The 22,854-nt window shown below is 30.9% G+C and carries 34 protein-coding genes; 27 read left to right on the top strand and 7 right to left on the bottom strand.

All coding sequences use genetic code 11. The features are described 5' to 3' along the window. Positions 1-7: 7 nt before the first annotated feature. The 13 genes from K4897_RS01495 to argH all read left to right on the top strand — a co-directional run bounded on the left by K4897_RS01495 (position 8) and on the right by argH (position 8,348). The gene (locus K4897_RS01495) at positions 8-169 is read left to right on the top strand and encodes a 50S ribosomal protein L24e (RefSeq protein ID WP_004034240.1); all 162 of its coding nucleotides are present in this window, start codon (positions 8-10) and stop codon (positions 167-169) included. Continuing rightward, on the top strand, positions 166-618 hold the full coding sequence (gene ndk, locus K4897_RS01490) for a nucleoside-diphosphate kinase (RefSeq protein WP_250416335.1): 453 nt from the start codon (positions 166-168) through the stop codon (positions 616-618). The genes K4897_RS01495 and ndk overlap by 4 nt, the downstream gene beginning before the upstream one ends. Before the next feature lie 17 nt (positions 619-635). Beyond that, positions 636-2,426, top strand: a complete 1,791-nt coding sequence (infB, locus tag K4897_RS01485) for a translation initiation factor IF-2 (protein ID WP_250416333.1) — start codon at positions 636-638, stop codon at positions 2,424-2,426. A 39-nt stretch (positions 2,427-2,465) separates the two neighbouring features. Further along, positions 2,466-2,849 (top strand): 30S ribosomal protein S6e, encoded by a 384-nt coding sequence (locus K4897_RS01480; protein ID WP_019264128.1) that lies wholly within the window; start codon positions 2,466-2,468, stop codon positions 2,847-2,849. Positions 2,850-2,915: 66 nt separating this feature from the next. After that, positions 2,916-4,130 (top strand): translation initiation factor IF-2 subunit gamma, encoded by a 1,215-nt coding sequence (locus K4897_RS01475; protein WP_004034230.1) that lies wholly within the window; start codon positions 2,916-2,918, stop codon positions 4,128-4,130. Between the two features lie 9 nt (positions 4,131-4,139). Further along, positions 4,140-4,532, top strand: a complete 393-nt coding sequence (locus tag K4897_RS01470; protein WP_019264127.1) for a PIN domain-containing protein — start codon at positions 4,140-4,142, stop codon at positions 4,530-4,532. A 47-nt stretch (positions 4,533-4,579) separates the two neighbouring features. Then, positions 4,580-5,107: an inorganic diphosphatase gene (locus K4897_RS01465; protein WP_019264126.1), complete on the top strand. Its 528-nt coding sequence runs from the start codon at positions 4,580-4,582 to the stop codon at positions 5,105-5,107. 19 nt (positions 5,108-5,126) lie between these two features. Beyond that, positions 5,127-5,684, top strand: a complete 558-nt coding sequence (locus tag K4897_RS01460) for a DNA-directed RNA polymerase (RefSeq protein WP_019264125.1) — start codon at positions 5,127-5,129, stop codon at positions 5,682-5,684. Next, positions 5,681-5,857 carry a transcription elongation factor subunit Spt4 gene (spt4, locus tag K4897_RS01455; RefSeq protein WP_250416331.1) on the top strand — a complete coding sequence of 59 codons (177 nt, stop codon included), beginning with the start codon at positions 5,681-5,683 and terminating at the stop codon, positions 5,855-5,857. The genes K4897_RS01460 and spt4 overlap by 4 nt, the downstream gene beginning before the upstream one ends. 11 nt (positions 5,858-5,868) lie before the next feature. Next, positions 5,869-6,378 carry a GTP-dependent dephospho-CoA kinase family protein gene (locus tag K4897_RS01450; protein ID WP_019264123.1) on the top strand — a complete coding sequence of 170 codons (510 nt, stop codon included), beginning with the start codon at positions 5,869-5,871 and terminating at the stop codon, positions 6,376-6,378. A gap of 21 nt (positions 6,379-6,399) precedes the next feature. Next, complete coding sequence (locus K4897_RS01445; protein ID WP_019264122.1) at positions 6,400-6,708, top strand: 30S ribosomal protein S24e; 309 nt, start codon at positions 6,400-6,402, stop codon at positions 6,706-6,708. A gap of 10 nt (positions 6,709-6,718) precedes the next feature. Then, on the top strand, positions 6,719-6,874 hold the full coding sequence (locus K4897_RS01440) for a 30S ribosomal protein S27ae (protein WP_004034219.1): 156 nt from the start codon (positions 6,719-6,721) through the stop codon (positions 6,872-6,874). Between the two features lie 55 nt (positions 6,875-6,929). After that, on the top strand, positions 6,930-8,348 hold the full coding sequence (argH, locus tag K4897_RS01435; protein WP_019264121.1) for an argininosuccinate lyase: 1,419 nt from the start codon (positions 6,930-6,932) through the stop codon (positions 8,346-8,348). Here the strand turns inward: argH and K4897_RS01430 are convergent. Next, a complete protein-coding gene (locus K4897_RS01430) occupies positions 8,345-8,566 on the bottom strand; it encodes a hypothetical protein (protein WP_019264120.1) in 222 nt (73 codons plus the stop codon). The two genes, argH and K4897_RS01430, sit on opposite strands and share 4 nt — an antisense overlap. Positions 8,567-8,586: 20 nt before the next feature. After that, complete coding sequence (locus K4897_RS01425) at positions 8,587-9,618, bottom strand: 7-cyano-7-deazaguanine synthase (protein WP_250416330.1); 1,032 nt, start codon at positions 9,616-9,618, stop codon at positions 8,587-8,589. 108 nt (positions 9,619-9,726) lie between these two features. On the opposite strand from K4897_RS01425, the gene K4897_RS01420 reads away from it, so the two are divergent. From K4897_RS01420 to K4897_RS01410, 3 genes are all read left to right on the top strand, one after another. Beyond that, complete coding sequence (locus K4897_RS01420; protein WP_019264118.1) at positions 9,727-10,341, top strand: acyltransferase; 615 nt, start codon at positions 9,727-9,729, stop codon at positions 10,339-10,341. Positions 10,342-10,452: 111 nt separating this feature from the next. Then, positions 10,453-10,611 (top strand): rubredoxin, encoded by a 159-nt coding sequence (locus K4897_RS01415; protein WP_019264117.1) that lies wholly within the window; start codon positions 10,453-10,455, stop codon positions 10,609-10,611. A gap of 46 nt (positions 10,612-10,657) precedes the next feature. Further along, positions 10,658-10,777 carry a rubredoxin gene (locus tag K4897_RS01410; protein WP_004034206.1) on the top strand — a complete coding sequence of 40 codons (120 nt, stop codon included), beginning with the start codon at positions 10,658-10,660 and terminating at the stop codon, positions 10,775-10,777. Between the two features lie 11 nt (positions 10,778-10,788). On the opposite strand, the gene K4897_RS01405 is transcribed toward K4897_RS01410, so the two are convergent. After that, the gene (locus K4897_RS01405; RefSeq protein WP_250416328.1) at positions 10,789-11,391 is read right to left on the bottom strand and encodes a YigZ family protein; all 603 of its coding nucleotides are present in this window, start codon (positions 11,389-11,391) and stop codon (positions 10,789-10,791) included. A gap of 71 nt (positions 11,392-11,462) precedes the next feature. On the opposite strand from K4897_RS01405, the gene K4897_RS01400 reads away from it, so the two are divergent. Further along, positions 11,463-11,825, top strand: a complete 363-nt coding sequence (locus tag K4897_RS01400; protein WP_250416326.1) for a hypothetical protein — start codon at positions 11,463-11,465, stop codon at positions 11,823-11,825. A gap of 21 nt (positions 11,826-11,846) precedes the next feature. On the opposite strand, the gene arfB is transcribed toward K4897_RS01400, so the two are convergent. Continuing rightward, complete coding sequence (gene arfB / locus K4897_RS01395) at positions 11,847-12,539, bottom strand: 2-amino-5-formylamino-6-ribosylaminopyrimidin-4(3H)-one 5'-monophosphate deformylase (RefSeq protein ID WP_094516692.1); 693 nt, start codon at positions 12,537-12,539, stop codon at positions 11,847-11,849. 13 nt (positions 12,540-12,552) lie between these two features. Next, positions 12,553-13,035 carry an RNA-binding protein gene (locus K4897_RS01390; RefSeq protein ID WP_019264113.1) on the bottom strand — a complete coding sequence of 161 codons (483 nt, stop codon included), beginning with the start codon at positions 13,033-13,035 and terminating at the stop codon, positions 12,553-12,555. 421 nt (positions 13,036-13,456) lie between these two features. On the opposite strand from K4897_RS01390, the gene K4897_RS01385 reads away from it, so the two are divergent. The 8 genes from K4897_RS01385 to K4897_RS01350 all read left to right on the top strand — a co-directional run bounded on the left by K4897_RS01385 (position 13,457) and on the right by K4897_RS01350 (position 18,593). Further along, positions 13,457-14,953 (top strand): transposase, encoded by a 1,497-nt coding sequence (locus K4897_RS01385; protein WP_250415666.1) that lies wholly within the window; start codon positions 13,457-13,459, stop codon positions 14,951-14,953. Positions 14,954-15,176: 223 nt separating this feature from the next. Beyond that, positions 15,177-15,407, top strand: coding sequence for an LSm family protein (locus K4897_RS01380; protein ID WP_004034197.1), 231 nt, complete (start codon positions 15,177-15,179; stop codon positions 15,405-15,407). A gap of 58 nt (positions 15,408-15,465) precedes the next feature. After that, the gene (locus tag K4897_RS01375; protein WP_004034195.1) at positions 15,466-15,654 is read left to right on the top strand and encodes a 50S ribosomal protein L37e; all 189 of its coding nucleotides are present in this window, start codon (positions 15,466-15,468) and stop codon (positions 15,652-15,654) included. A 247-nt stretch (positions 15,655-15,901) separates the two neighbouring features. Continuing rightward, entirely contained in the window at positions 15,902-16,912 is a 1,011-nt protein-coding gene (locus tag K4897_RS01370) for a DUF4041 domain-containing protein (RefSeq protein WP_250416324.1), read from the top strand. A 103-nt stretch (positions 16,913-17,015) separates the two neighbouring features. Continuing rightward, positions 17,016-17,426, top strand: coding sequence for a hypothetical protein (locus K4897_RS01365; RefSeq protein WP_019264111.1), 411 nt, complete (start codon positions 17,016-17,018; stop codon positions 17,424-17,426). 12 nt (positions 17,427-17,438) lie between these two features. Beyond that, positions 17,439-17,831: a hypothetical protein gene (locus K4897_RS01360; protein WP_019267528.1), complete on the top strand. Its 393-nt coding sequence runs from the start codon at positions 17,439-17,441 to the stop codon at positions 17,829-17,831. Between the two features lie 340 nt (positions 17,832-18,171). Beyond that, positions 18,172-18,453, top strand: coding sequence for a hypothetical protein (locus K4897_RS01355; RefSeq protein WP_250416322.1), 282 nt, complete (start codon positions 18,172-18,174; stop codon positions 18,451-18,453). Further along, entirely contained in the window at positions 18,375-18,593 is a 219-nt protein-coding gene (locus tag K4897_RS01350; RefSeq protein WP_250416320.1) for an EFR1 family ferrodoxin, read from the top strand. Before K4897_RS01355 ends, K4897_RS01350 begins: the two co-directional genes overlap by 79 nt. Here K4897_RS01350 and K4897_RS01345 read toward each other — a convergent pair. Then, positions 18,590-18,940 (bottom strand): hypothetical protein, encoded by a 351-nt coding sequence (locus K4897_RS01345; RefSeq protein WP_019264107.1) that lies wholly within the window; start codon positions 18,938-18,940, stop codon positions 18,590-18,592. The two genes, K4897_RS01350 and K4897_RS01345, sit on opposite strands and share 4 nt — an antisense overlap. A 181-nt stretch (positions 18,941-19,121) precedes the next feature. Here K4897_RS01345 and rnc point away from each other — a divergent pair, with 181 nt between their 5' ends. Next, positions 19,122-19,793 carry a ribonuclease III gene (gene rnc, locus K4897_RS01340; RefSeq protein WP_019264106.1) on the top strand — a complete coding sequence of 224 codons (672 nt, stop codon included), beginning with the start codon at positions 19,122-19,124 and terminating at the stop codon, positions 19,791-19,793. Positions 19,794-19,802: 9 nt separating this feature from the next. After that, positions 19,803-21,278, top strand: a complete 1,476-nt coding sequence (locus K4897_RS01335) for a homoserine O-acetyltransferase (protein ID WP_019264105.1) — start codon at positions 19,803-19,805, stop codon at positions 21,276-21,278. A gap of 17 nt (positions 21,279-21,295) precedes the next feature. On the opposite strand, the gene K4897_RS01330 is transcribed toward K4897_RS01335, so the two are convergent. Continuing rightward, on the bottom strand, positions 21,296-22,582 hold the full coding sequence (locus K4897_RS01330) for an O-acetylhomoserine aminocarboxypropyltransferase/cysteine synthase family protein (RefSeq protein WP_250416318.1): 1,287 nt from the start codon (positions 22,580-22,582) through the stop codon (positions 21,296-21,298). Positions 22,583-22,854: the final 272 nt, after the last annotated feature.

The raw sequence follows: 22,854 nt of genomic DNA, 5'->3' as shown, positions 1-22,854 counted from the left end.
TAAGAACATGAGGACTTGTTCATTCTGTAATAAAGAAATAGAAGAAGGTACAGGAAAAATGTACGTTAAAAAAGATGGTTCTATTTATTTCTTTTGTAGCAGTAAATGTGAAAAAAACATGATTAAACTTGGTAGAGTTCCAAGAAAAGTTAAATGGGTTAAAGAATGATTCAAAAAAGTTTTGTAATGATGAAACCAGACGCAGTTCAAAGACGTCTTATGGGTAAAATATTATCCTGTTTTGAAGAAAAAGGTCTTCAAATCGTTGCTGTAAAGTTAATGCAAATTAATGAAGATTTAGCAAAAACTCATTATGGAGAACATGCAGATAAACCATTTTTCGGTAGTTTAATTGAATACATTACATCTTCCCCATCTCTTGCTATGGTAATTGAAGGAGAAGAAGCTATCAGTACTATCAGAAAATTAGTTGGAGCAACCAATCCTTTAGAAGCAGATCTCGGAACAATTAGAGGAGATTTTGCTATGGATACAGGTAGAAACATTATTCATGCTTCTGACTCTCCAGATTCTGCAGAAAGAGAAATCAATTTATTCTTTAATGAAGATGAAATTTGCGATTACGAAATCGTTGATAACAAATTAATTTACGAATAATTATTATTTAAGATAACATGAAAATCAGATCCCCAATTGTATCAGTTTTAGGACATGTAGACCACGGTAAGACCACTTTATTGGATTATATCAGAGGAAGTACTATTGCAGCTAAGGAAGCTGGAGGTATTACTCAGCATATCGGTGCTACTGAGATTCCTAATGATACTATTGAAAATATCTGTGGAGATTTCATATCCAAATTAGCTATTAAAGATTTAATTCCTGGTTTGTTTTTCATTGATACTCCGGGACATGCAGCATTTACCAGTTTAAGAAAACGTGGTGGTGCATTAGCTGATTTAGCTGTATTGATTTTAGATGTTAATGACGGATTTAAGCCACAAACTTATGAAGCATTAAACATTCTTAAAATGTATAAGACTCCATTTATTGTTGTAGCTAATAAAATCGACAGGCTTTTTGGTTGGGAAGTTCATGAAGGTGCCTCTTTTAGGGAAACATTTTCCAATCAGGCTAAAAGTGTTCAGCAGGATTTAGACAATAAAATTTATGAAATTGTCGGTGAACTTCATAAAGAAGGATTCCAGTCTGAAAGATTTGACAGAGTAAGTAACTTTGCTTCCCAGATTAGTATTATCCCAATTAGTGCTAGAACTGGTGAAGGAGTTATAGAAGTTTTAGCTATGCTTTTAGGACTTGCTCAAGAATATTTAACTGAACAACTTGAAATCGATGAAAATGCTCCAGCTAAAGGTACAGTTTTAGAAATTAAGGAAGAAACTGGTTTAGGAGTTACTCTTGATGCTATTATTTATGACGGTGTTTTAAGAACCAATGATGAAATAGCTTTAATGCTGTCTTCAGAAGATGTATTGGTAACTAAAATCAGATCTATTTTAAGACCTCTTCCTCTTGAGGAAATGAGGGATTCTAAAAAGAAATTTAGAAAGTTGGATGAAGTTGTTGCAGCAGCAGGTATTAAAGTAGCTGCACCTCATTTAGATGATGTTGTTTCTGGTTCTCCCCTTAGAGTTTTAAGTGAAGATACTGATGTTGAACAGGAGATTTTAAATGAAATTGACAACATTACTATTGATACAGAAGATGAAGGTATTTTAGTTAAAGCAGATACTATTGGTTCACTGGAAGCTGTTGTTAAGCTATTAAGGGAAATGAATATTCCAATTCGTGCAGCGGATATTGGTGATGTAAATCGTAGGGATATTATTAATTCTTCAATTGCTTATGATGAAAATGAACTTCATGGAGCAATTATTGCTTTTAATGTAAATGTTCATCCGAATTCTGAAGAAGATCTTAATAATTCTGAAGTCAAGCTCTTTTCCGGAGATGTAATTTATCAGATTATTGAAGAGTATGAAGAATGGGTTAAGCAAAAACAGGAAGATAAGAAAAAGTCATTTTATGATGTTATTATTAAACCTGCAAAATTTGTGTCACTTCCAAAATTAGTGTTCCGTCAAAGTAAACCTGCTATTATAGGTATTGAATCTTTAAGCGGAACTCTTAAACAAGGTCAACAGTTGATTAATAAAGATGGCCATGTTGTTGGTTCAATAGCTAGTATGGAAGATAAAGGTGAAACATTACCTGATATTTCCAGAGGTCAAAGGGTGGCTATGGCTATTAAAGATGCTATAGTTGGAAAAGACTTTGAAGAGGGAGACGAGCTATATGTTGATATTCCTGAAAAACATTACAAATACATTGAAAGGGAATTTAAGGATAAATTGACTGAAGATGAATTTGAAACCTTATATGAGTTTTTGGAAATTAAACGTAAGCAGGATCCTGATTGGGGAAGTTTTGGTCTTTTTGAATAATAAATATTTTTTTATAAAACAATTTAAAGGAGGAATACCATGGCATTCAAAGTAGTTGTATCTCAAAAAGAGGTAACTCATCAGATTGAAGTTGAAGATGGCAAAGCTCTTAATGGTTTAGCTATCGGTGATGAATTTGATGGTGGAATCGTTGGTTTAGACGGTTACACTTTAAAAGTAACTGGTGGTGCTGATAAAAATGGATTTACCATGAAAAAAGACGTACCAGGTACTAGAAGAATCAAAAGTTTATTAAGTGGTGGTATTGGTTATCATCCTAAAGCTGACGGTGTAAAAAGGAGAAAAACCGTAAGAGGAAATACCATTGCTGATGATATCGTACAAGTTAACACTGTTGTTGTTTCAGCTGGAAGTAAAGCTATAGCTGATATTCTTGGTGTTGGCGATGAAGAGGAAGAATAGTTTTACTATTTTTCTTATTTTAACTTTTAAGTTAAATTTAAAATTATAATAAAAAGGTGGTTATCTGTGAACATACAGTCAGATGTAAACATAGGTTTAGTTGGTCATGTGGACCACGGTAAGACTACTCTTACCAAAGCATTGTCAGGAATATGGACTGATACTCACAGTGAAGAAACAAAAAGAGGTATTTCAATCCGTTTAGGTTATGCAGACATTGAATTCAGAAAATGTCCAGATTGTGATGAACCTATGTGTTATACTACTTCTAAAACTTGTGAAAACTGTGGAAGCGAGACAGAATTAGTTAGAAAAGTATCATTTGTTGATGCTCCAGGTCACGAAACCTTAATGGCGACTATGTTATCTGGTGCTGCAATAATGGATGGTGCAGTTTTAGTAATTGCTGCAAATGAATATTGCCCACAACCACAAACTAAAGAACACTTAATGGCTCTTGATGTTATTGGTGTTAAAGACGTTATTGTAGTTCAAAATAAAATTGATATTGTTTCAAAAGAAAGAGCTATTGAAAGTTATCATGAAATTAAAGAATTTGTAAAAGGTACTTGTGCAGAAGATGCTCCAATTATACCTGTATCTGCTCAACAAGGAGCTAATATGGATATTTTAATTGAAGCTATGCTTAAAAGAATCCAGCCACCAGAAAGAAGTTTGGATAAAACTCCTTTAATGCATGTTGCAAGATCTTTTGATATTAACAAACCGGGTTCCGGTGCTGCTAAAATCAAAGGTGGAGTTATTGGTGGAACTTTGGTTCAGGGTACTTTCAAACTTGGAGATACTATTGAAATAAGACCTGGAATTACAAATAACAATAAAAGAATAACCTTAAAATCTGAAATTATTGGTCTTGAAGCTAATGGAAAAGATGTTGAAGAAATAGGTCCTGGAGGACTTATTGGTGTAGCTACAAAATTAGACCCTTCATTAACTAAAGCTGATTCATTATCTGGTTCTGTTGCTGGTGCAGTAGATACCTTACCTGATGTTTTAGACAGTTTTACAATGGAAGCACATTTACTTGATAGAGTAGTAGGTACAAAAGAAGAACGTGATGTAGCTCCAATTAAACTTAAAGAACCTTTAATGATTAATTGTGGTACTACAACAACTATTGGTGTTGTTACTTCTACTAAGAAAAAGAATATTGAAGTTGCTCTTAAATTGCCTGTTTGTGCCAGTCCCGGAACTAGGGTAGCTTTAAGTCGTAGAGTAGGAGCTCGTTGGAGATTAATTGGTTATGGAATTATTATATAGAGGGAAATAATGGAGTCTAAAGAAGTTGTGATTGATACCAATTTTTTTATGGTTCCTTTTCAATTTAATGTTGATATAATCGACGAACTTGAAAAAGCACTGCCTTCATATAAATTAACTACTCCAAGCTTTGTTATTAATGAACTGAAAGGTTTAAAAAGAAATAATAAAGGTAAAATTAGGCTAAATGCAGATTTAGCTCTAAAGTTAGCTAATTCTTCCAATATTGAAATAAAGGATATTTCATTAGAAAATAATGAAACTGTGGATGATGCGTTACTTAGAGTTTCAGAAGTTTTAGCTACAAATGATATTGAATTAAAAAAACGTGCTAAAAAGAAAGGTATAACAGTAGCATATCTAAGACAGAAAAAGTATATAGCTATTGATGGAAAAATATAAAAATTAGACTTATTAATTTATCATAAAATTAATTATAGGTGATTTAAGTGAATTTATGGAGTGAAATTGAATCAGGTTCTGATATTCCTGATGTTGTAACAGCAGTTATTGAAGTACCTAAAGGTTCAAGAAATAAATACGAATATGATAAGGAAAAAGAAGCTTTCATGTTAGATAGAGTATTGTACTCTCCTGTTGTTTATCCGGCAGATTACGGTTTTATACCTAAATCTATATATGATGATGGCGATCCTATGGATATTCTTGTTCTTATGGAACAACCTACATTCCCAGGATGTCTTATTGAAGCAAGACCTATTGGAATTATGGGTATGATTGATGGTGGAGATAAAGATTACAAAATCTTAGCTGTACCAGAAGATGATCCACGTTTCAGTGATGTTCAAGATATTAGTGATGTTCCATCTCATTTATTAAAAGAAATTGAACACTTTTTCTCAGTTTATAAAAATCTTGAAGGAAAAGTTGTTGAAACTAAAGGCTGGGAAGATAAAGAATCAGCTAAAAAAGAACTTTTAAGATCTTTAGAAATGTATAAAGAAAAATACGAATAGAGGGATTGTTTTGTATTACATGACTAAAATTGAGGATACTGTAAGAATACCACCTTATAGATTTGAAGATCCTCTTGAAGAGGTAGCTATTCAAACTTTAAATGATACATATAATGGCCGTTTAGATAAAAAATTAGGTTTACTTATTTGTGTTAATGAAATTGAAGAAATTGGTGAAGGTAGACTCATCATGGGAGATGGAGCTTCTTACCATAATGTTGTGTTTAATGCAATATTCTTCAAACCTGAACAGCAAGAAGTTATTGATGGTGAAGTAATAGAAATAGCTGAATTTGGTGCTTTTGTCAGAATTGGACCTATGGATGGTTTGGTTCATGTTTCTCAAGTCACTGATGATTATATTAATTATGATTCTAAAAGAGGAGCACTCCTTGCAAAAGAATCTAATAAAACTTTAGATGAAGGAGATTTAGTTAGAACAAGAATTGTAGCTATCAGTCTTAAAGACAACTCTACTAAAAATACTAAAATAGGTCTTACTATGAGGCAAAATAATTTAGGTAGATTTGAATGGATTGAAGAAGCTAAAAATAAAAGTAAGAAGGCTAAATCATGAATGCATGTACAGTTTGTAAATATATTACTAATAATGAACGTTGTCCAGTTTGCGGTAACCCAACTTCAGATAACTGGAGCGGTCTTTTGATAATTACAAAACCTGAAGAATCTGAGTTAGCTAAGGAATTGAATATAGATTTAGCTGGCGAATATTGTTTAAGAGTAAGGTAGAAGGTTTTATTGTGTTACGTTTAGATGCAGAATTAAATAAGGATACTATTTCAAAGCTTAAAAAACCATTAGGTAAATTATATCCTGACTTTGAAGATGCTATTGAAGAAATTAAATCTTCTGAGTTTTTAATTTCTGTTGGTGATGCAACTTTTAATAATCTTACTAAATATGAATTATATCCTGATATTGGTATAATTGATAATTTAATTCAAAGAAAAAATCATAATCATGAAGTTATCAAGGCAGAAAATATTTTAAAAGCTAAAAACCCTGCAGGAACCATTACAGATGATCTATGGGAAACCATAGGCCAAGCTATGGAGTTATCTGGCGATGGAAATTGTCATGTAATTGAAGTAGACGGGGAAGAAGATCTTGCAGTTCTTCCTTGCATCTTAATGGCTAGTGATGAGACTACTATCTTGTACGGTCAGCCAAATGAAGGTTTGGTACTTTTAAAAGTTTATGATGCTAAAGATTATGCTCAAAATCTTATTGATACCTTTATTAAAGAATAAAAATTTAAAAGAGGGTTAATTATGGAAATTGATATTTTTGAAGATAAGGAAAATAAAGTTTTTAACAGAAGAGAAGTAAAATTCTATGTTGAATATGAAGGAGAAGCTACTCCAAAAATTATTGATATTAAAAGTAAATTAGTAGCTTTATTAAATTCTAAAAAAGATGCTACTGTTGTAGATAATGTGCAACCTCACTACGGTGAACCTAAAGCATTAGGTTATGCTAAAGTTTATGACACTGTAGAAGATTTAGAATACATTGAAACTAAAAGTGTAATAGCTAAAAATACTGAAGCTTCTGAAGAAGCTGAAGAAGACGAAGAATAAGGTGATTTTAATGGTAAAAAAATCTGATCTTTACAAAGTAGACGGAGATAAAATCGAAAGAAAAAACCCAGTATGTCCTCGTTGTTCTGATGGTGTATTTATGGCTGATCATGGTAATAGATATGCATGCGGTAAATGTGGATACACTGAAATGAAAAAAGATTAAATAATCTTTTTTTAACTATTTTTTTTATAAAATTTATTTTTAAGAAGGGAGTCTTGTGAATTTAAGAAGTGGTAGACTTAAAACAGAAATGACTGATGAAGCTGCTGAATATACTTCATCACTTGAATTTGATAAAATTATTTTTGAAGCTGATATTAAAACCAATTTTGCACATACTTTAATGTTAAAAGAAGAAAATATTATTGATAGTGAAATAGCAGATAATATTTTAGGTGCTCTTGACCAATTAAAAGAAGATGGCTATAATGAGCTTGTTTTCGACCCTTCTGTTGAAGATATTCACATGGCTATTGAAAATTATGTTACTGATAAAATAGGTCCAACTGCAGGTTTTATGCATACAGCCAAATCACGTAATGACCAGGTAGCTACTGATGTCAGATTAGTTCTTCGTGATAAAATTACTGAAACCCAAATCGGAATTTTGGAATTTATGGAAGGATTAGTTGAAAAAGCAGGTGAGCATTTGGAAACTGTCTTTATTGGTTATACTCATCTTCAGCATGCACAGCCAATTACAATAGCTCATCATTTAATGGCTCATGTACAGGCACTTAAAAGGGATTATGAACGTTTGGAAGACACTTATAAACGTGTTAATTTAAATCCTTTAGGTTCAGCAGCTATGACTACAACCAGTTTTCCTATTAACAGGCAGTTAACTACTGATTTGCTTGGTTTTGATGCTTATCTTGAAAACTCAATGGATGGTGTTTCTTCAAGGGATTTCATTTCAGAAACAGTTTTTGATTTGTCTGCATTATGTACAACCTTATCCAAAATCTGTGAAGAACTTATTTTATGGAGCACTTATGAATTCGGTATTATAGAAATGGCTGATGAATATTCATCTACATCATCTATTATGCCTCAAAAGAAAAATCCGGATGTTGCTGAACTTGCAAGAGCAAAATCAACAATTGTCAATGGTGAACTTGTAACTATTTTAACTATTTTAAAAGCAATTCCTTACACCTATAATAGGGACTTACAAGAAATTACTCCACACTTATGGAATGCAGTTAAAGTAACTCAGGACACTTTATCAATAGTTACAAAAATGTTGCTTTCTGTTAAATTCAATGAAGAGAGATGTTTGGAATTAGCAGGAACTAATTTTGCTACAGCTACAGATTTGGCAGACATTATGGTTCGTGAAAAACAGATTCCATTTAGAACAGCTCATAAAATTGTTGGAAGGATAGTTAATGAAGCTACTGCCAGCGGTTTAAAAGAATCAGACATTACATCAGAATATATTGATGATATAGCTTCAGAACTTGGTTTTGAAAAATTAGGTCTTGAAGATGATTTGGTTCAAAAAGCTTTGAATCCTTTGGAAAATGTTAAAATGAGAACTGTTCCGGGTGGTCCTTCTCCTGCTATGGTTGAAATAGCTAGAGATAATATTAAAGAATTTTTAAATGAAGAATTTGAGAAAAAAGGAATTTAATCTTTTTCCAACTCTTCATTTTCATCTGTGTTTTCCTGAGGATGTTTTTGTGATTCAAGATATGCTTCACGTATTTCTTCAGATAACTCCTCATTACCTTCTATAATTGGGCCTGTGTAATCACAGTCATAACATTCCCATGTTGACCAGTTTTGAGGAATAATCCATTTCACTCTTTTTGATCCACAACGTGGACAGATTTTAAATAACATATTCATTAATTTTAACTATTCCATATTTAATCTTTTGTATTATAGAAACTCCAGATTAAATCAAGAGCTTCCCCTACTTCCAGAGCTGAAGACCTTGTTTCTCTTAATATTCTTTGAATAGAATATTTTTTTAAATATGGATATTTTCTATGGACTTCATATAGTAGAGGACATCCAAATCCGCTAAATGACTGTAAATTAAATTGCTGTGACAGGGATTTGTTTTCCTGTTTTCCAACAGCTAAACTGGCAGGTAAATTAAGGCGATACAGGTCTTTTTCTTGCAGGGTTATACATTGTGTTCCTGTTGAGAGCATATCTCCAAATATGGCTATTGGAATATTATTGTTTATTGCATATTGGTTTATTAGCTCTTCAGTATGTTTGGAGCATCTTCCGCAGGGGTGAAATCTTCCATTTAGTGATTCTCGGATTATTTCACTGTAATCGGCTTTGATATATTCATGGTCTACATTTAATTCTTCAGTTAATTTTTTAATGTTTCTTTTATATTGATTTGGTAAAATGATAGTTCCAGGATCAATTGTAATAGCTATTGGGTTAAATCCAAGGTATTTTGCTAAAATTAATGAAAAGCTGCTGTCAACTCCACCTGATAGTGCAACTACTGCTTCTGTTTTTTCAGATTCTTCAAATGTATTGTTTTTAAAATAGCTGTTATAATCAAAGCTGTAGATGTTTTCTAATTTAGTATTTAGAATTTTTTTCAGGTTTTGGATTCCTGTTAAATTAGAGCTAAAGTTATCTAAAGTTTTTTTGGAAAGTTTAAGTTTGTATTCTTTAGTTAGGTAATCTCCGTAACTTTCTACATGGATGCTGTTTATTTTTAATTTTTCTTTTAGTTTTCCAACTACCCATCCGCCTTTTCCAATAATTGCAGATTTGTCTGGTCGGTCTTGTGTTATTATCCATAATTCCTTTTCTTTTTCGTTGTAATAAATGTCTTTAATATGAATTTCAAGTTCTTCATGACCTATTTCTTTTCTTACCTGATTTATTTCTTCTAGCAATTTTTCTTTAGTATACAAGTTTTTCACCAAATTTGCAATATTTTCTTGATTATCTAGTAAATAATATATACTAAGATGTTATTAAATATAGTTTAATAGATATCATATTTTTAAATTAAATAAAGGTGCGATAAAATGGTTAAGTTTTTAGGAGGATTGGGTGATAATCGAGTAAGAAATGTAGAAACACCTACTTTTCTACCTGAGGACAATATAAGATTTGGTGTAGAATATTCTCCGGACTCCAGGCCTCCAGTTATTGGAAGAAATCATACAATTCGTTCTAATTCAATTATCTATAATGATGTTGTAATTGGAGATAATTTCAGAACAGGACATAATGTTGTTATTCGTGAAAATACTAACATTGGAGATGATGTTTTAATTGGAACAAACACTGTAATTGAAGGTGATGTTATAATTGGAAATGATGTCAGCATTCAGTCTAATGTTTATATTCCTACTAATTCAGTAATTGAAGACAATGTTTTTATTGGACCTTGTGCTTGTTTTACTAATGATAAATATCCTGTAAGAATTAATTATGAATTGCAGGGACCAAAAATAAGAAGAGGAGCTTCTATTGGTGGCAATACTACATTTTTATCTAATGTTGAGATTGGTGAAGGATCTATTGTAGCTGCTGGTGCTATTGTTATTCATAGTGTCCCTCCGTTTTATTTAGCTATTGGAACTCCTGCAAGAATCAAGCCTCTTCCTGATCATTTGAAAGTTCCAAACAAATTATAGTTTGTATATTTTCGAACAAATTTCGAAAAGATTATATAGTAGTTTTAATAACATAAATAATTGTTTAAATTGAATAATTTAAATTGGAATAAATTTTAGAAAGGAGATATTATGTCTAAATGGAAATGTAGTGTATGCGGATATATTTACGACAGTGAAAAAGGCATACCAGAAAAAGGCATTGAACCAGGTACTGAATTTGAAGATTTACCTGATAACTTTAAATGCCCAAGATGTGGTGCTGGTAAAGCGTTGTTTAAACAGTTATAAGTTTAGACGAAAGAATAAATTCTAAATAATTTAAGGAGGAGTTATTATGGCTTACGTATGTAAAGTATGTGGATATGTTTATGAAGGCGACGATTTTGAAGACTTACCTGATGACTGGGTATGTCCTCTTTGTGGTGTGGGAAAAGACCAATTTGAAGAACAATAACTATTTATTCTTCATTTTATCTTTTTTAAAACCTGCTTATTTTTAAAATTAACCTTAATCTTATTGTGGAATTTTTCAAATATTTCTTTTATATTCCTATTATTTTTGGAAACTAAATCATAGCTAATTTTATCACTGAAATCTTTTTGAATAATTGTTAACTTGTTGTTTCTGATTTCTCTTTCAATATCTTTTAAATCAGAATAATTAAATGTAATATTATAAACATCATAATATTCAACTTCAATTATTTCGCTGGCTTCAATAGCTTCAAGAACAGATTTGCTGTAGGCACGAACTAAACCTCCTGCTCCAAGTTTAATTCCTCCGAAATACCTTGTAACAACTGCTGTAACATTATGCAAATCATTTTTCCTTAAAGCATTAATCATAGGTTTGCCTGCAGTTCCGCTTGGTTCACCGTTGTCATCATAACCTTCACCGTCATTTGTAATGTATGCTGTGCAGTTATGGGTAGCATCATGATATTGCTGATTTAACTTTTGAATAATCTCCTTACTTTCCTTTTTGGTTTTAGTTGGAAATAAAGAGCAGATAAACTGGGATTTTTTAATATTTATTTCACTTTGAACAGCTTTTTCAATAGTTTTCATAATATCAAATACTTTTATATATTTTTGGAGACATAATTTAAGTTAATTAATTATAATATTAAGGTGGTATTTTGTCAAGTAAACCTGCTACATTATTGGTAGTTTTTGTAATATCTGTTGCGGCATTTTGCATAGCTAGTGTTTTTGGAGCTATGACTGGTGAAATAAACATTTTACCAAATGAAACAGATTTATTAAATTCATCAGATAATATTACAGATAATGCATCTGTAAGTGATTCATCATCTTATGATTCTGGAAATGATTATAGCTATTCATCAGGTGATTCAGGAGCTAGTTCATCTCAAAGTTATGATTCAGGATATAGTCATGATTCTTCTTCAGGTACTCATGATCAGCTTCCAGATGGGAGTCCTTCTGAAAATCCGGATGAGGGTTCTTCTAATTCTGGTGGAAATGAAGAGCATAACTAACTCATTTCATTTCTCTTTTTTTTAAAAATCCAAAAGCTTTTCAACATCAAATACAACAGAGTTAATAGCTAAATCAAAGAGTTGTTTTCCATAGACTTCATCAACATAAACTCCATTTTCTTCAACATCTCTTGCACCTTCTTCAATGTTAGGGTCATTTTCACGGGCTTGCTTGAAACCATATAGACCAACTTCTTCATATTTACTTAAATCTGTCTGGTTTTTAATTTCAGCTTCATTGACTATTCCTAAAACCTTTGCCATTGAAAGTTCGCCGCTGCCTCCATGGGGACCTTCTGTTGAAATAATTTTATTATTAAAAATAATAGTCAAACCTGTTTCATCTTCAATATCATACAGTTCAGTCATTAAAGGAATATTTCCTCCATGTGAATTTACAATAACGATTTTTTCAATATCCAAATATTTTTTAGCAGAATTGAGAGTTTTAATTACATTTCCCTTTAATTCATCTAAAGAAACATGCACTCCATGATCTATTTCATCTAATTCATAAGCAGGAAATATTATTCCCAAAAATTTAGCTCCGCTTTCAAGTGATGCCTGAAATGCAATGTGAGCACCGATTTTAGCATCAGTATCTATAGGTAATGCAGGACCATGATTTTCCAAGTGTGATCCAAGAGCTATTATTCCAATTTTATGAACTCCGGGATTTTTAATTTTTCCTGCTCTGTATCTTAATTCTGCCATTTAAATCACCAAATTATAATTCAAAGTTCCAAATGTCGTCTCCAACATAATGTTTTGTTTCAATAGCTTTACCAGAATCATTTTCAACCATTTCTTCACCAGTAATTAAGCTTATTCCAATAGCTAATGGTTTTCCATGTGTTTCATCAATAATTAAAACAATGTCTCCAGGATTGATGTTTTCATCAGCAGCTACAATTCCCGGACTCATAATATCGGCACCATTACTTACAAAACGGATAGCACCCATATCTACTGTTACTTTTTTTCCATGGATTTCATTAGCCAGTGCAGCTTTTAAGGTTGGAAATGGCTTTTCATCAATTAATATGATGTAAGGTTCACCATCAACTAAAATAAATGAATCAGGTTCGGCTTCAAGTATTTCTACATTTTTCTTATTTTGCAGCAGTTCACCATATTCTTCTAATTCTTTTTTAATTTCTTTAATTTTCTTTTTTTTCAGGAAGTTTCTTTTTTTAACTTTTATAGTCATATTTTTTCCATACCTTAAATTTTGATATGATGTATTATCTGATTTTTATTTATTATATTCTTTGGTTATGAATTCAGTTAAATTTTTTAATGACTTTGTTTAAAATAAATTTAGATGTCTTATATAGTGTAAATTACGGTTAAATTAGTGATTTATATTATTTTTTGGGCTTAAGGGTGTCCGCCAAAATTGATTTTTGATTTTTCGTCAAAAAAATTTTTGGGCTTAATTTTTATTATTTTTAATATATTTCAATTAATTTTTGTTTATTTTATTTTATTTGGTTTAATTATTTTTTAAATTATTGTTTAGTTTTATTTTATTCTTATTTTTGATTTTTAATGGTTTTAAGACAGTTAAGTTTATATACTTTGTTGTACATATTTTATATTAGATATAAGTTGTTTTGGTGTTGTTATTTATGGTTAAAAGAAAGTTTGATAGGAATCAGGCAAAATTGGGCATTAATACTCTTGATTGGAATGTTCCGGAGAATCATATTTCTCGTTTTGTTGTTGAATTTGTTGAAGAAGTTTTTCCACTTTTAAATATCAAAGAACCCAAGAAAAAGAAAGGAAGAGACTCCCTTCCAGTGGATTCCATGTTAAAATTGCTTATTTATGCCAAAATCCAACATATTGATAGAACATCAATAATTGCAGATATGGCGCGATACCATGATATATTTAAATACGTGTGCGATGATATTAGACCTTCTGAAAGATCAATCCAAAGATATCGAAGAGAATATGGCCATTATTTTGAAGTATTGCTGCAAATGACATTAAAAAAGGCCTTTGATGAAGGATTCACTGAATTTAATCACGTTGCCATTGATGGAACCATCAAAAAAGCATACAATTCCAACAACAACACCATTACAAAAAAAGAAACTCAAATATTGATCGATTACTACGAAGGACGACCTATTGACCCTGAATGTCTTGAAAAACTTCACAAACCTGCTCAAAGATTATTGGAAAAGAAAGACATAGATGATGAAGATAAATTAGAACTATTATATGGAATAAAAACACAATTTACATTCACAGGACAGGATAAAATTCCAGTAAATGATATAGAAGCAAGATTTATGAAAGGAAAGAAAGGAAACTTCATGGTTGCTTATAATATCCAATCTGCAGTCGATTATGATACCAAATTAATCTGTGCAATAAACGTCACACAAAACCCGACAGACCACTACGAACTACCAATAATCGCAGAAAGAGCAATAAGAAACATTAACACCACACCAAAGTATATAAGTGCCGATACAATATACTTAAACCAAATATCACTATCATACTTAGCAGATAAAAAAATAGATGGTTTAATACCAAATAGAAAGCAAAGTAAAGAAAAAATAGGAAAATTAAATCCAAATCCATACCATAAAGACCATTTTGAATATGATTATGAATTAGATGCATTCAAATGCCCAAAAAATCAATATATGCACTTTTTCGCAAAATACATCGAACCACACAAAGATCCAGAAAAACCAGACAAAATAAAAAGACTCTACAACAATTATGAAGCCTGTAAAAACTGCAAAGCACGAAACAAATGCTTAACAGGCAAACAAACACACAAAACCATCACAGAATACGGATCAGAAATGCAAAAAGCAATGAACGAAAAAATGGAAAAACAGGAATATAAAGACGAATATAGCAAAAGATCAAGCGTTGAAGGACCATTTGGAATATTCAAAGAACAATTCCAAATAGAAAAAGAAGTAGTCATCGGAATGGTAAAAACAGAAGAAAGAATAAACTTAGATGCATTAGCATATAATTTAATACGACTACACAACATAAAACAAGAAATAAAAAACACAACAGAAGATTTAGAAGATTTCTGCGAAAGCACATCCATTAAAAACCAATTAAAACTTGATGTAACAATATTTTAAAAAAAATCAACAAGTCAGCCAAAATTCAATTTTGGCGGACACCCTTAAATCAAACTAAACATTTATATAGTAGTAAAAGCATATAATTTAATATTAGTTTTAATTAGGTTTTGTCTTATCTAAACTTGATTATATTATGTCTAATATTTAAGAAAGTGATTATTTCCAATTGCTTTTAAATTATAAAATACAATAAAAAATTATAGTAATATAAGGTGATAAAATGAGCGGACAAAATGTTCAAAGACCACTTGATGCTTTAGGCAAATCTGTAAACTCTCCTGTTTTAATAAAACTTAAAGGAGATCGTGAATTTAGAGGAATACTTAAAAGTTTTGATTTACATATGAACTTAGTTCTTAATGATGCAGAAGAACTCCAAGACGGAGAAGTTACTAGAAGACTTGGTGTTGTGCTCATTAGAGGAGACAATATTGTCTATATCTCACCATAAGTACTATTTTAATTCTAATATTTGTAATAAACGAACTGATTAATTAGGAGGTGTATCAGTGTCAAAAGGTACTCCATCAATGGGTAAAAAGAATAAAAAAACCCATATAAGATGCAGAAGATGTGGAAGAAACACTTACCACATACATAAAAAAGTTTGTGCTTCTTGTGGATTCGGTAAATCTAAAAGGATTAGAAGATACAGCTGGCAAAACAAAAAACCAACTACTAGAAAAAGATTAGTTTAAGTTGGTAAAATCTGAAGATTATTTATTTAATCTTCATCAATTCTATTTTTCTATTTTTATAAAAACTTATTTAGCGATTTATTGGATTATTTTTTATTAATTAAAATTTTTATTTTCAAAATAATTTTTAGGATTTAACGCATGTCTGAAAGGGAAGTTTTCATAGCAAAAGAATTAGGCAGTGAAATAAAGTGACCATTTAATTAGAAATCTTTTTAAAAATTTAAATAAATTTGACAGAGTTATAATGAATTTTGAAGATGTTAATGTTATAAGTTTATCTCCAGCTTATGAATATGTACTTCAGAGAGTGGCTGCTGAATTTGAAATTGTTGAGATTAATGTTCCTGAAAATATTCAGGGAATATTTGACATTGTTATACCATTTCATAATCTGAATACTGTTGCTGTTAAACAGGAATTAAGTGAAATTGAAAACTGGCCGGATATGAAATATAAATTTTCTGATTTTACTGCAGAAGGAAAGCGAAGAGAGGTAAATAAGATTTCTCAGGAATTAAGGGCAAAACAGGAAGAACTGGTTCAGGTTAATTATGCACTTGATGCTCAAAAGTTAGGGTTTTATGATCCGGAATATGTTTCGAAAAACTATGGGGATTTTAAAGATAAATTAAATTTAATTCGTAAAAAACAGAAGGAATTAGTTTTTGATAATCAAGCTACTGTAATTAATAAAAATAAGGAAATCAGAGGACATTCATTAACTGGCAATATATTTTATTCTTCTATTGTAAAGCTAATGATTAGAAATTTCAATATTGAATCAGAAATGATTATTAGCAATGTGAATTATTTAAATAGATTAAATTCTATAAAAAGATTGGAAAAATCTTTTGATTATATAAATGGATTACATAGAGTATTTAACATTGCATTATCTAAAAAATATCTTGATTTAAAGATTCAGGAATTAAATCTGGTTTCTGATTTTAAATTAAAAGCCAGTGAAGTTGATGATAATTTTACTGGTGATGAAGTATATCATAATTTAACTTTGGAGCTGATTGACAGCAAGTCTTTTAAATTTCTAATCAGGGGATTAACTAAAGATGAATGGTATCAATGTAAAAACAGAAGGTTAGATGACGGAATTGCAATTGAGCGATATGTCTGTGAAAAATGTTTATTGAACTTTGATAAAAAACACTTACCTAAAAATATCTTTGATTTATTGCCTGTAGAAACAATTGAAGAAATTTTTAATTTAATCTGCAATTTTTCAGGAATCTGGCCATAATTTTTGTGTACCTAAAAAATAGTTACATTTATAAATAAGTTATGTAATAACATCATGCAATGGAATAAGTTATTTCATTAAATTTCATAGGGGGTTTTTAATTATGACTCAATTAAAAGAGATTGTTAAAAAAGAAAACATAAACTTAGATGAATATGTAACCTTTGTAACAGATAATCAGGAAGTATTGGCAGCTAATGTTAAATATGTAAAGATTAAACAAAGGCAAGATCATTTAATGGGTATAACATTTACCATAAACCCTAAACAACTGAAAGATGTTAATGAATTTTTTGATTCATTAACTTCCGGTGAAAGAATTTATTACAATATTAGTCAAACTGGCTATATTCCTGTAAATTACAGGGGAATGTTGCCGATTTCTAAAAATGTAACACATAATCCTGAGGAAACATTTTCAATAACTGTCATGGTAGACCCAGCTATTAATATCCCTAAAGATACTTATGAAGAGCCTACCTGCGATAATTGTGTGTTTCATCATATAAAATAATAGGTGTAAAAGATGGATGATAACGAGATAAGCCCTTATATAACAATGACTAAAGTTCGTTCTGGTGAAAAACTGCAGATTGAACAGAAATATGTTAAAATCAGAGAGGGACAAAACAAATTAATGGCCGTTAGTTATCAAGCTCCAATTTATGAAATGGTTGAACTTGAAAGGTTTTTTGAAGATTTTGCCCCTTCTGAAAAAATAAAATTTAATATTGGTGGAACTGGAAGCATTGGCGTAAATTTCAGAGGCATTATTGAAGGAGGTCAAAAGAATTTCAGCAAAAATATTGACCATAAAATAATACTTTTGGAAGAGTATAAATGTCCTAAAAAAGATGAATATGCTATTCCTAAAAGGTCTTCCAAGTTTGTACCTAAAGTAGCTCAGAAATCCAAATAATATGATAATTTATTATTCTGCAACTGGAAACTGTAAATATGTTGCAAATAGAATAGCTAGTAAAAAACACGAGATATTGCAAAATCTATGATTGGATATAATGATTCTGTTTATTTGGAAAAAGACGAGTCTTTAGGTATTGTAGTTCCTACTCACTTTTGGGGCCTTCCCACATTTGTTGAAGGGTTTTTATCAAAGATTAATATAATATCTGAAGATAAAAATCCTTACATTTTTTTTAATTGCTACTTTTGGAACAAGTCCAGGGTACTGCTGCTGATATCTTGCTGAGTTAATTGAATCTAAAGGGTTTAATGTATCTGCTAAATTCAGTATTCTAGTGGTTGATACATGGACGCCGGTTTTTAATTTATCAGATAAAGATAAAATTAATAAACAGACTTTAAATTCTGATAGGCTGATTGAAGATGTAATTTCTAAAATTGCAAGTAAAAATCAGGGGGATTTTGTTAAAAGAAAGTTACCTAAATTTGTCTGTGATATTTTTAGAAAAATCAGCAAATCCGGCAGAAAACCGGTTATTTGCATATTGATGAAAAATGTATTGGATGGGGATTATGTAAAAACAACTGTCCAGCTGATGCTATTGAATTACAGATGAAAAAACCAGTATGGATTAAAAATGAGTGTGTTATGTGTTTGAGGTGCCTTCATCTGTGTCCCAACTTTGCAATTCAATATGATAATAGAACCAAAAATCATGGACAGTACTTAAATCCACATATAGATTCTCTGGATTAATCGATTACACTTGGAACTTCATCTTCTACAGCATCCCATAACTCTGTAGCCCATCCCTGTGAACCGTCAATTACCATATCCAGGAGTCTTACTTTCCCATCTTTGAAACGGAATAGTCTGTAGTCCTGCTGAGATTTTTTAGTAGTTCCTTCTTTATTGCAATCAAGGTATAATCCTTCATCATATTCTTCTTCAAAGTCCCCTGCTTTTACAAAGTCTCCAACAAGTGAATATCCGTTTTTTACTGTTTTATCTAGTTTTTCAACAGTTTTTAACCATCCGCCCTGTGCTCTAAATTTTATATCAGGGTCAATTCTTTTTATTTCTTCGAACCAATTTAATTTCATAATTACCAAATCCTGTTATTTCTAATATTGGTTATTTTTGCATTATAAAAAGAAAGCAAGAGCATTTGAAAAATAATATTTTTTTATAACAATAGTTATATATACTTCTTTTTACAACTATATATTTATATAAACCTAAAAACAAAATTTATTAACATATTTAAAGAAATCTGGTCTTATTATGAATTTATTAGAAAAATTTAACATAGTCCCAAAGGATAAACATCTCTATGATGTTGCATTTACTCATGGGTCTTACGGAACAAAACACGGTTTGGATTATACATATGAAAGATTAGAGTTTTTAGGAGATTCTGTTTTGAATATGATTGTTTCAGAATATTTATATAAACAATATCCTGATTATGAAGAAGGTAAATTAACTAAACTGCGAGCAAATTATGTTTGTCAGGCAGCATTAATTTATTATTCCCATGAATTAGGTTTGGATAAGCATATCAAAATATATGGTGATGACAGCAAAATAACTGAAAATGAGGTTTTGTCAATTACTGCAGATGTTTTTGAATCATTTTTAGGAGCAATATTTTTGGATCAGGGTATAGAATTTGCAAAAAATTATATTTCAAAAATAATATTTCCATATATTGATGCAAAAAAAGTATTTTTCTTTGATTATAAATCAGTAATAAAAGAATACGGTGACGCTCAGGAAGTGGATATTGAATATAAAATACTTGATGAGTGTGGTGTGCCTCATAATAAAACATTTATAATATCTATATTGATTGATGGAAAGGAAATGGGTGTTGGTAAAGGTAAAAATAAAAAAGAAGCTGAACAGGCCGCTTCAAAACAGGCTATGAAAAAACTGAAAATACAGAAATATTAGGTGTTTTAAATGAAAAAAGAATCAGTTGGAGTTGTTCAAACAAAGTATTATAATATTGAAGAGCCAATTGAACTAGAAAGTGGAAAGACTCTTGATAACATCACAGTAGCTTATGAAACTTATGGTGAACTTAACAAAGAAAAGGATAATGCAATTTTAATATGTCATGCATTATCTGGAGATGCACATGCAGCAGGATGGCATGAAGGAGATAAAAAACCTGGATGGTGGGAAATAGTAATAGGTCCTGGAAAAGCTTTGGACAGTGAAAAGTACTTTATAATTTGTTCTAATGTATTAGGTGGATGTAAAGGAACAACAGGTCCATTATCAATTAATCCAAAAACGGGTAAAGAATACGGTCTGGATTTTCCGGTTATTACAATAAAAGACATGGTTAAGGTTCAAAAAAGATTGATTGATGCATTTGGAATTGACAAGTTATCTGCAGTTGTTGGAGGTTCAATGGGAGGAATGCAAACCTTGCAATGGCTTGTTTCATATCCTGAAATGATGAAAAAAGCAGTTGCAATAGCTACAACAGCACGATCTTCACCACAGCAAATAGCATTTAATGAAGTAGGTCGCCAGTCAATAGTAGGTGATCCAAACTGGAATGGTGGAAATTATTACGGAACAGGTAAAATTCCAAAAGAGGGACTGTCAGTAGCTCGTATGATAGCCCATATTACTTATTTAAGTGATGAATCAATGTATCTTAAATTTGGTAGGGATTTGCAGGATAAGGATGAAATTACATATGATTTATCAATGGATTTTCAGGTTGAAAGTTATCTTCATCATCAGGGAGCAAGCTTTGTAAAACGTTTTGATGCAAATAGCTATTTATATATTACAAAAGCAGTAGATTTATTTGATCTTGCCCAAAACAACTCATTAATTGATGGTTTTAAAGATGTTAAAGCAAAAGTTGAAATTATTTCAGTAGATTCAGACTGGTTATATCCTGTTGAACAGGGAACAGAAATTCTGACTGCTCTTAATGCAAATGATGTTGAAGTAAGCTTTTCAGAACTTAAATCTAATTACGGTCATGATGCATTTTTACTTGAAAAAGGTCAGCTTAACTATATTTTATCCAAATTCCTGTCAGATAATATAGTTGAAGATTTAATGCTTACAGATGTAGCTACAATCACAGAACAGGCACAAATAGAAGAAGCTGCAAAATTAATGTTTAACCGTAATGTTACTCATATTCCAGTAGTTACAAATGATAAAAAACTGATTGGAATAGTAACCAGCTGGGATTTGTCTAAAGCAATAGCTACAAATTCAAATGATTTAAAGGAAATAATGACAAAAACAGTTAAATTCTGTCATGCAGATGACTCTATTGAATCAACAGCACGTAGAATGAGAAAATTGGATATTTCATGTCTTCCAGTTGTAGATGATGATTTCAAACTAAAAGGAATTATTTCTACTGATCAAATAAGTCATTTAGTATCAGAATATAGGTAGAAAGGTAAAAATCCTTTCTAGCTAACTGCTTTTTTTAATGCCTGGTCAATATCAGCTATCAAATCTTCAGCATCTTCAATACCTACAGACATTCTGATAAAGTCGGGTGTAATTCCCCCTTCAAGCTGTTCTTTTTCACTCATATTGGAATGAGTGGTACTGGCCGGATGAATAACTAAAGATTTTGCATCACCGATATTAGCTACATGACTTAAAAGCTCAACACTTTCAATAAACTTCTTACCTTCTTCCAAGCCACCTTTAATTCCAAAACCAACAATTCCACCATAATTGCCGTTTAAGTATTTTTCAGCCATTTCATGGTTTTCATTATCTTCAAGACCAGGATAATTAACCCAGGAAACAGCTTCATGATTTTGCAGAAATTTAGCTATTTCCAAAGCATTTTTACAGTGCTGATTAACTCTTAAGGAGAGAGATTCAATACTTTGCAGGATTAAAAATGCATTAATCGGACTTAAAACAGTACCTAAATCTTTCATTAAATGCACACGGGCTTTGGTGATGTAGGCTTTATTTCCAAAAGCTTCACTATAAATTAAACCATGATATGCTGGATCTGGTGTAGTGAACTGTGGAAATTTACCATTTGCCCAGTTAAAAGTACCTCCATCAACAATAACTCCACCCATGCTGGTTCCGGTTCCTGATAAGAATTTAGTGGCAGAATGAACAACAATATCTGCACCATGTTCCAAAGGCCTGATCATTGTAATAGCTGAAGTATTATCAACAATCAAAGGCAAATCATGCTTATGAGCTATTTTAGCTATTTCTTCAAAATCAGGAATGTCTAATTTCGGATTGCCTATAGATTCGCAGTAAATTGCTTTGGTATTTTCATTTATTGCATTTTCATAAGCTTCCAGATCATGTGTAGGTACGAAATTTACTTTGATTCCCCAGTTAGGCATGGTATTTTTAAATAATGTAAATGTACCTCCGTAAAGATTATTTGATGCTACAATTTCATCTCCTGAGTTAGCTATATTTAAAATAGCCAGTAAAATTGCACTCATACCTGTTGACTGTGAAAGAGCTCCAACACCTCCTTCAATTGCAGCCACTCTTTTTTCCAAAACATCTAATGTAGGATTTGATATTCTGGTGTATAGATAACCTTCTTCTTCAAGAGCATATAATTTTTTAGCTTTTTCAGCACTTTCAAAAGCATATGAGCTGGTATGGTATATAGGTGTAGCTCTGGCGCCGGTAACAGGATCCACTTTTTCACCTGCATGAACTTCCAGAGTTCGTTGTTTGTATTTTCTTTGTTTATTCATATTATTCCTCAACTTTTATTTTTGTTAATCAATTATTTAATTAATTAGGGTATAATTTATGGATTATTAGGTGAACTTAATATTCTGAACGAATTTTATATGCATTATCTTTTTTGTTAAACATTTCATAATTATTTTTCATATTTTTTAGCTATAACATAATTGAATATTATTGTTATTTTGAATAATATGCAGTTAAAACTGATTATGTATGGTATTTTTGTCATATTGGGGGGGGAAATTATATATTGTTTAATTGATTGAGGTTATTT

Origin of the sequence: Methanobrevibacter sp. TLL-48-HuF1, from assembly GCF_023617305.1 — an archaeon.
GTDB classification, from domain to species: Archaea; Methanobacteriota; Methanobacteria; order Methanobacteriales; family Methanobacteriaceae; genus Methanocatella; species Methanocatella intestini.
Note: the sequence above shows the minus strand (reverse complement) of the source record. Positions and strands in the feature narration are given on the sequence as shown.

Bases quoted from the DNA above. Each gene is read 5' to 3' on its own strand.
- K4897_RS01495 (WP_004034240.1), top strand. From the start codon at position 8: ATGAGGACTTGTTCATTCTGTAATAAAGAAATAGAAGAAGGTACAGGA.
- ndk (WP_250416335.1), top strand. From the start codon at position 166: ATGATTCAAAAAAGTTTTGTAATGATGAAACCAGACGCAGTTCAAAGA.
- infB (WP_250416333.1), top strand. From the start codon at position 636: ATGAAAATCAGATCCCCAATTGTATCAGTTTTAGGACATGTAGACCAC.
- K4897_RS01480 (WP_019264128.1), top strand. From the start codon at position 2,466: ATGGCATTCAAAGTAGTTGTATCTCAAAAAGAGGTAACTCATCAGATT.
- K4897_RS01470 (WP_019264127.1), top strand. From the start codon at position 4,140: ATGGAGTCTAAAGAAGTTGTGATTGATACCAATTTTTTTATGGTTCCT.
- K4897_RS01460 (WP_019264125.1), top strand. From the start codon at position 5,127: ATGACTAAAATTGAGGATACTGTAAGAATACCACCTTATAGATTTGAA.
- spt4 (WP_250416331.1), top strand. From the start codon at position 5,681: ATGAATGCATGTACAGTTTGTAAATATATTACTAATAATGAACGTTGT.
- K4897_RS01445 (WP_019264122.1), top strand. From the start codon at position 6,400: ATGGAAATTGATATTTTTGAAGATAAGGAAAATAAAGTTTTTAACAGA.
- K4897_RS01440 (WP_004034219.1), top strand. From the start codon at position 6,719: ATGGTAAAAAAATCTGATCTTTACAAAGTAGACGGAGATAAAATCGAA.
- K4897_RS01430 (WP_019264120.1), bottom strand. From the start codon at position 8,566: ATGAATATGTTATTTAAAATCTGTCCACGTTGTGGATCAAAAAGAGTG.
- K4897_RS01420 (WP_019264118.1), top strand. From the start codon at position 9,727: ATGGTTAAGTTTTTAGGAGGATTGGGTGATAATCGAGTAAGAAATGTA.
- K4897_RS01415 (WP_019264117.1), top strand. From the start codon at position 10,453: ATGTCTAAATGGAAATGTAGTGTATGCGGATATATTTACGACAGTGAA.
- K4897_RS01410 (WP_004034206.1), top strand. From the start codon at position 10,658: ATGGCTTACGTATGTAAAGTATGTGGATATGTTTATGAAGGCGACGAT.
- K4897_RS01405 (WP_250416328.1), bottom strand. From the start codon at position 11,391: ATGAAAACTATTGAAAAAGCTGTTCAAAGTGAAATAAATATTAAAAAA.
- arfB (WP_094516692.1), bottom strand. From the start codon at position 12,539: ATGGCAGAATTAAGATACAGAGCAGGAAAAATTAAAAATCCCGGAGTT.
- K4897_RS01390 (WP_019264113.1), bottom strand. From the start codon at position 13,035: ATGACTATAAAAGTTAAAAAAAGAAACTTCCTGAAAAAAAAGAAAATT.
- K4897_RS01385 (WP_250415666.1), top strand. From the start codon at position 13,457: ATGGTTAAAAGAAAGTTTGATAGGAATCAGGCAAAATTGGGCATTAAT.
- K4897_RS01380 (WP_004034197.1), top strand. From the start codon at position 15,177: ATGAGCGGACAAAATGTTCAAAGACCACTTGATGCTTTAGGCAAATCT.
- K4897_RS01370 (WP_250416324.1), top strand. From the start codon at position 15,902: ATGAATTTTGAAGATGTTAATGTTATAAGTTTATCTCCAGCTTATGAA.
- K4897_RS01365 (WP_019264111.1), top strand. From the start codon at position 17,016: ATGACTCAATTAAAAGAGATTGTTAAAAAAGAAAACATAAACTTAGAT.
- K4897_RS01360 (WP_019267528.1), top strand. From the start codon at position 17,439: ATGGATGATAACGAGATAAGCCCTTATATAACAATGACTAAAGTTCGT.
- K4897_RS01345 (WP_019264107.1), bottom strand. From the start codon at position 18,940: ATGAAATTAAATTGGTTCGAAGAAATAAAAAGAATTGACCCTGATATA.
- rnc (WP_019264106.1), top strand. From the start codon at position 19,122: ATGAATTTATTAGAAAAATTTAACATAGTCCCAAAGGATAAACATCTC.
- K4897_RS01335 (WP_019264105.1), top strand. From the start codon at position 19,803: ATGAAAAAAGAATCAGTTGGAGTTGTTCAAACAAAGTATTATAATATT.
- K4897_RS01330 (WP_250416318.1), bottom strand. From the start codon at position 22,582: ATGAATAAACAAAGAAAATACAAACAACGAACTCTGGAAGTTCATGCA.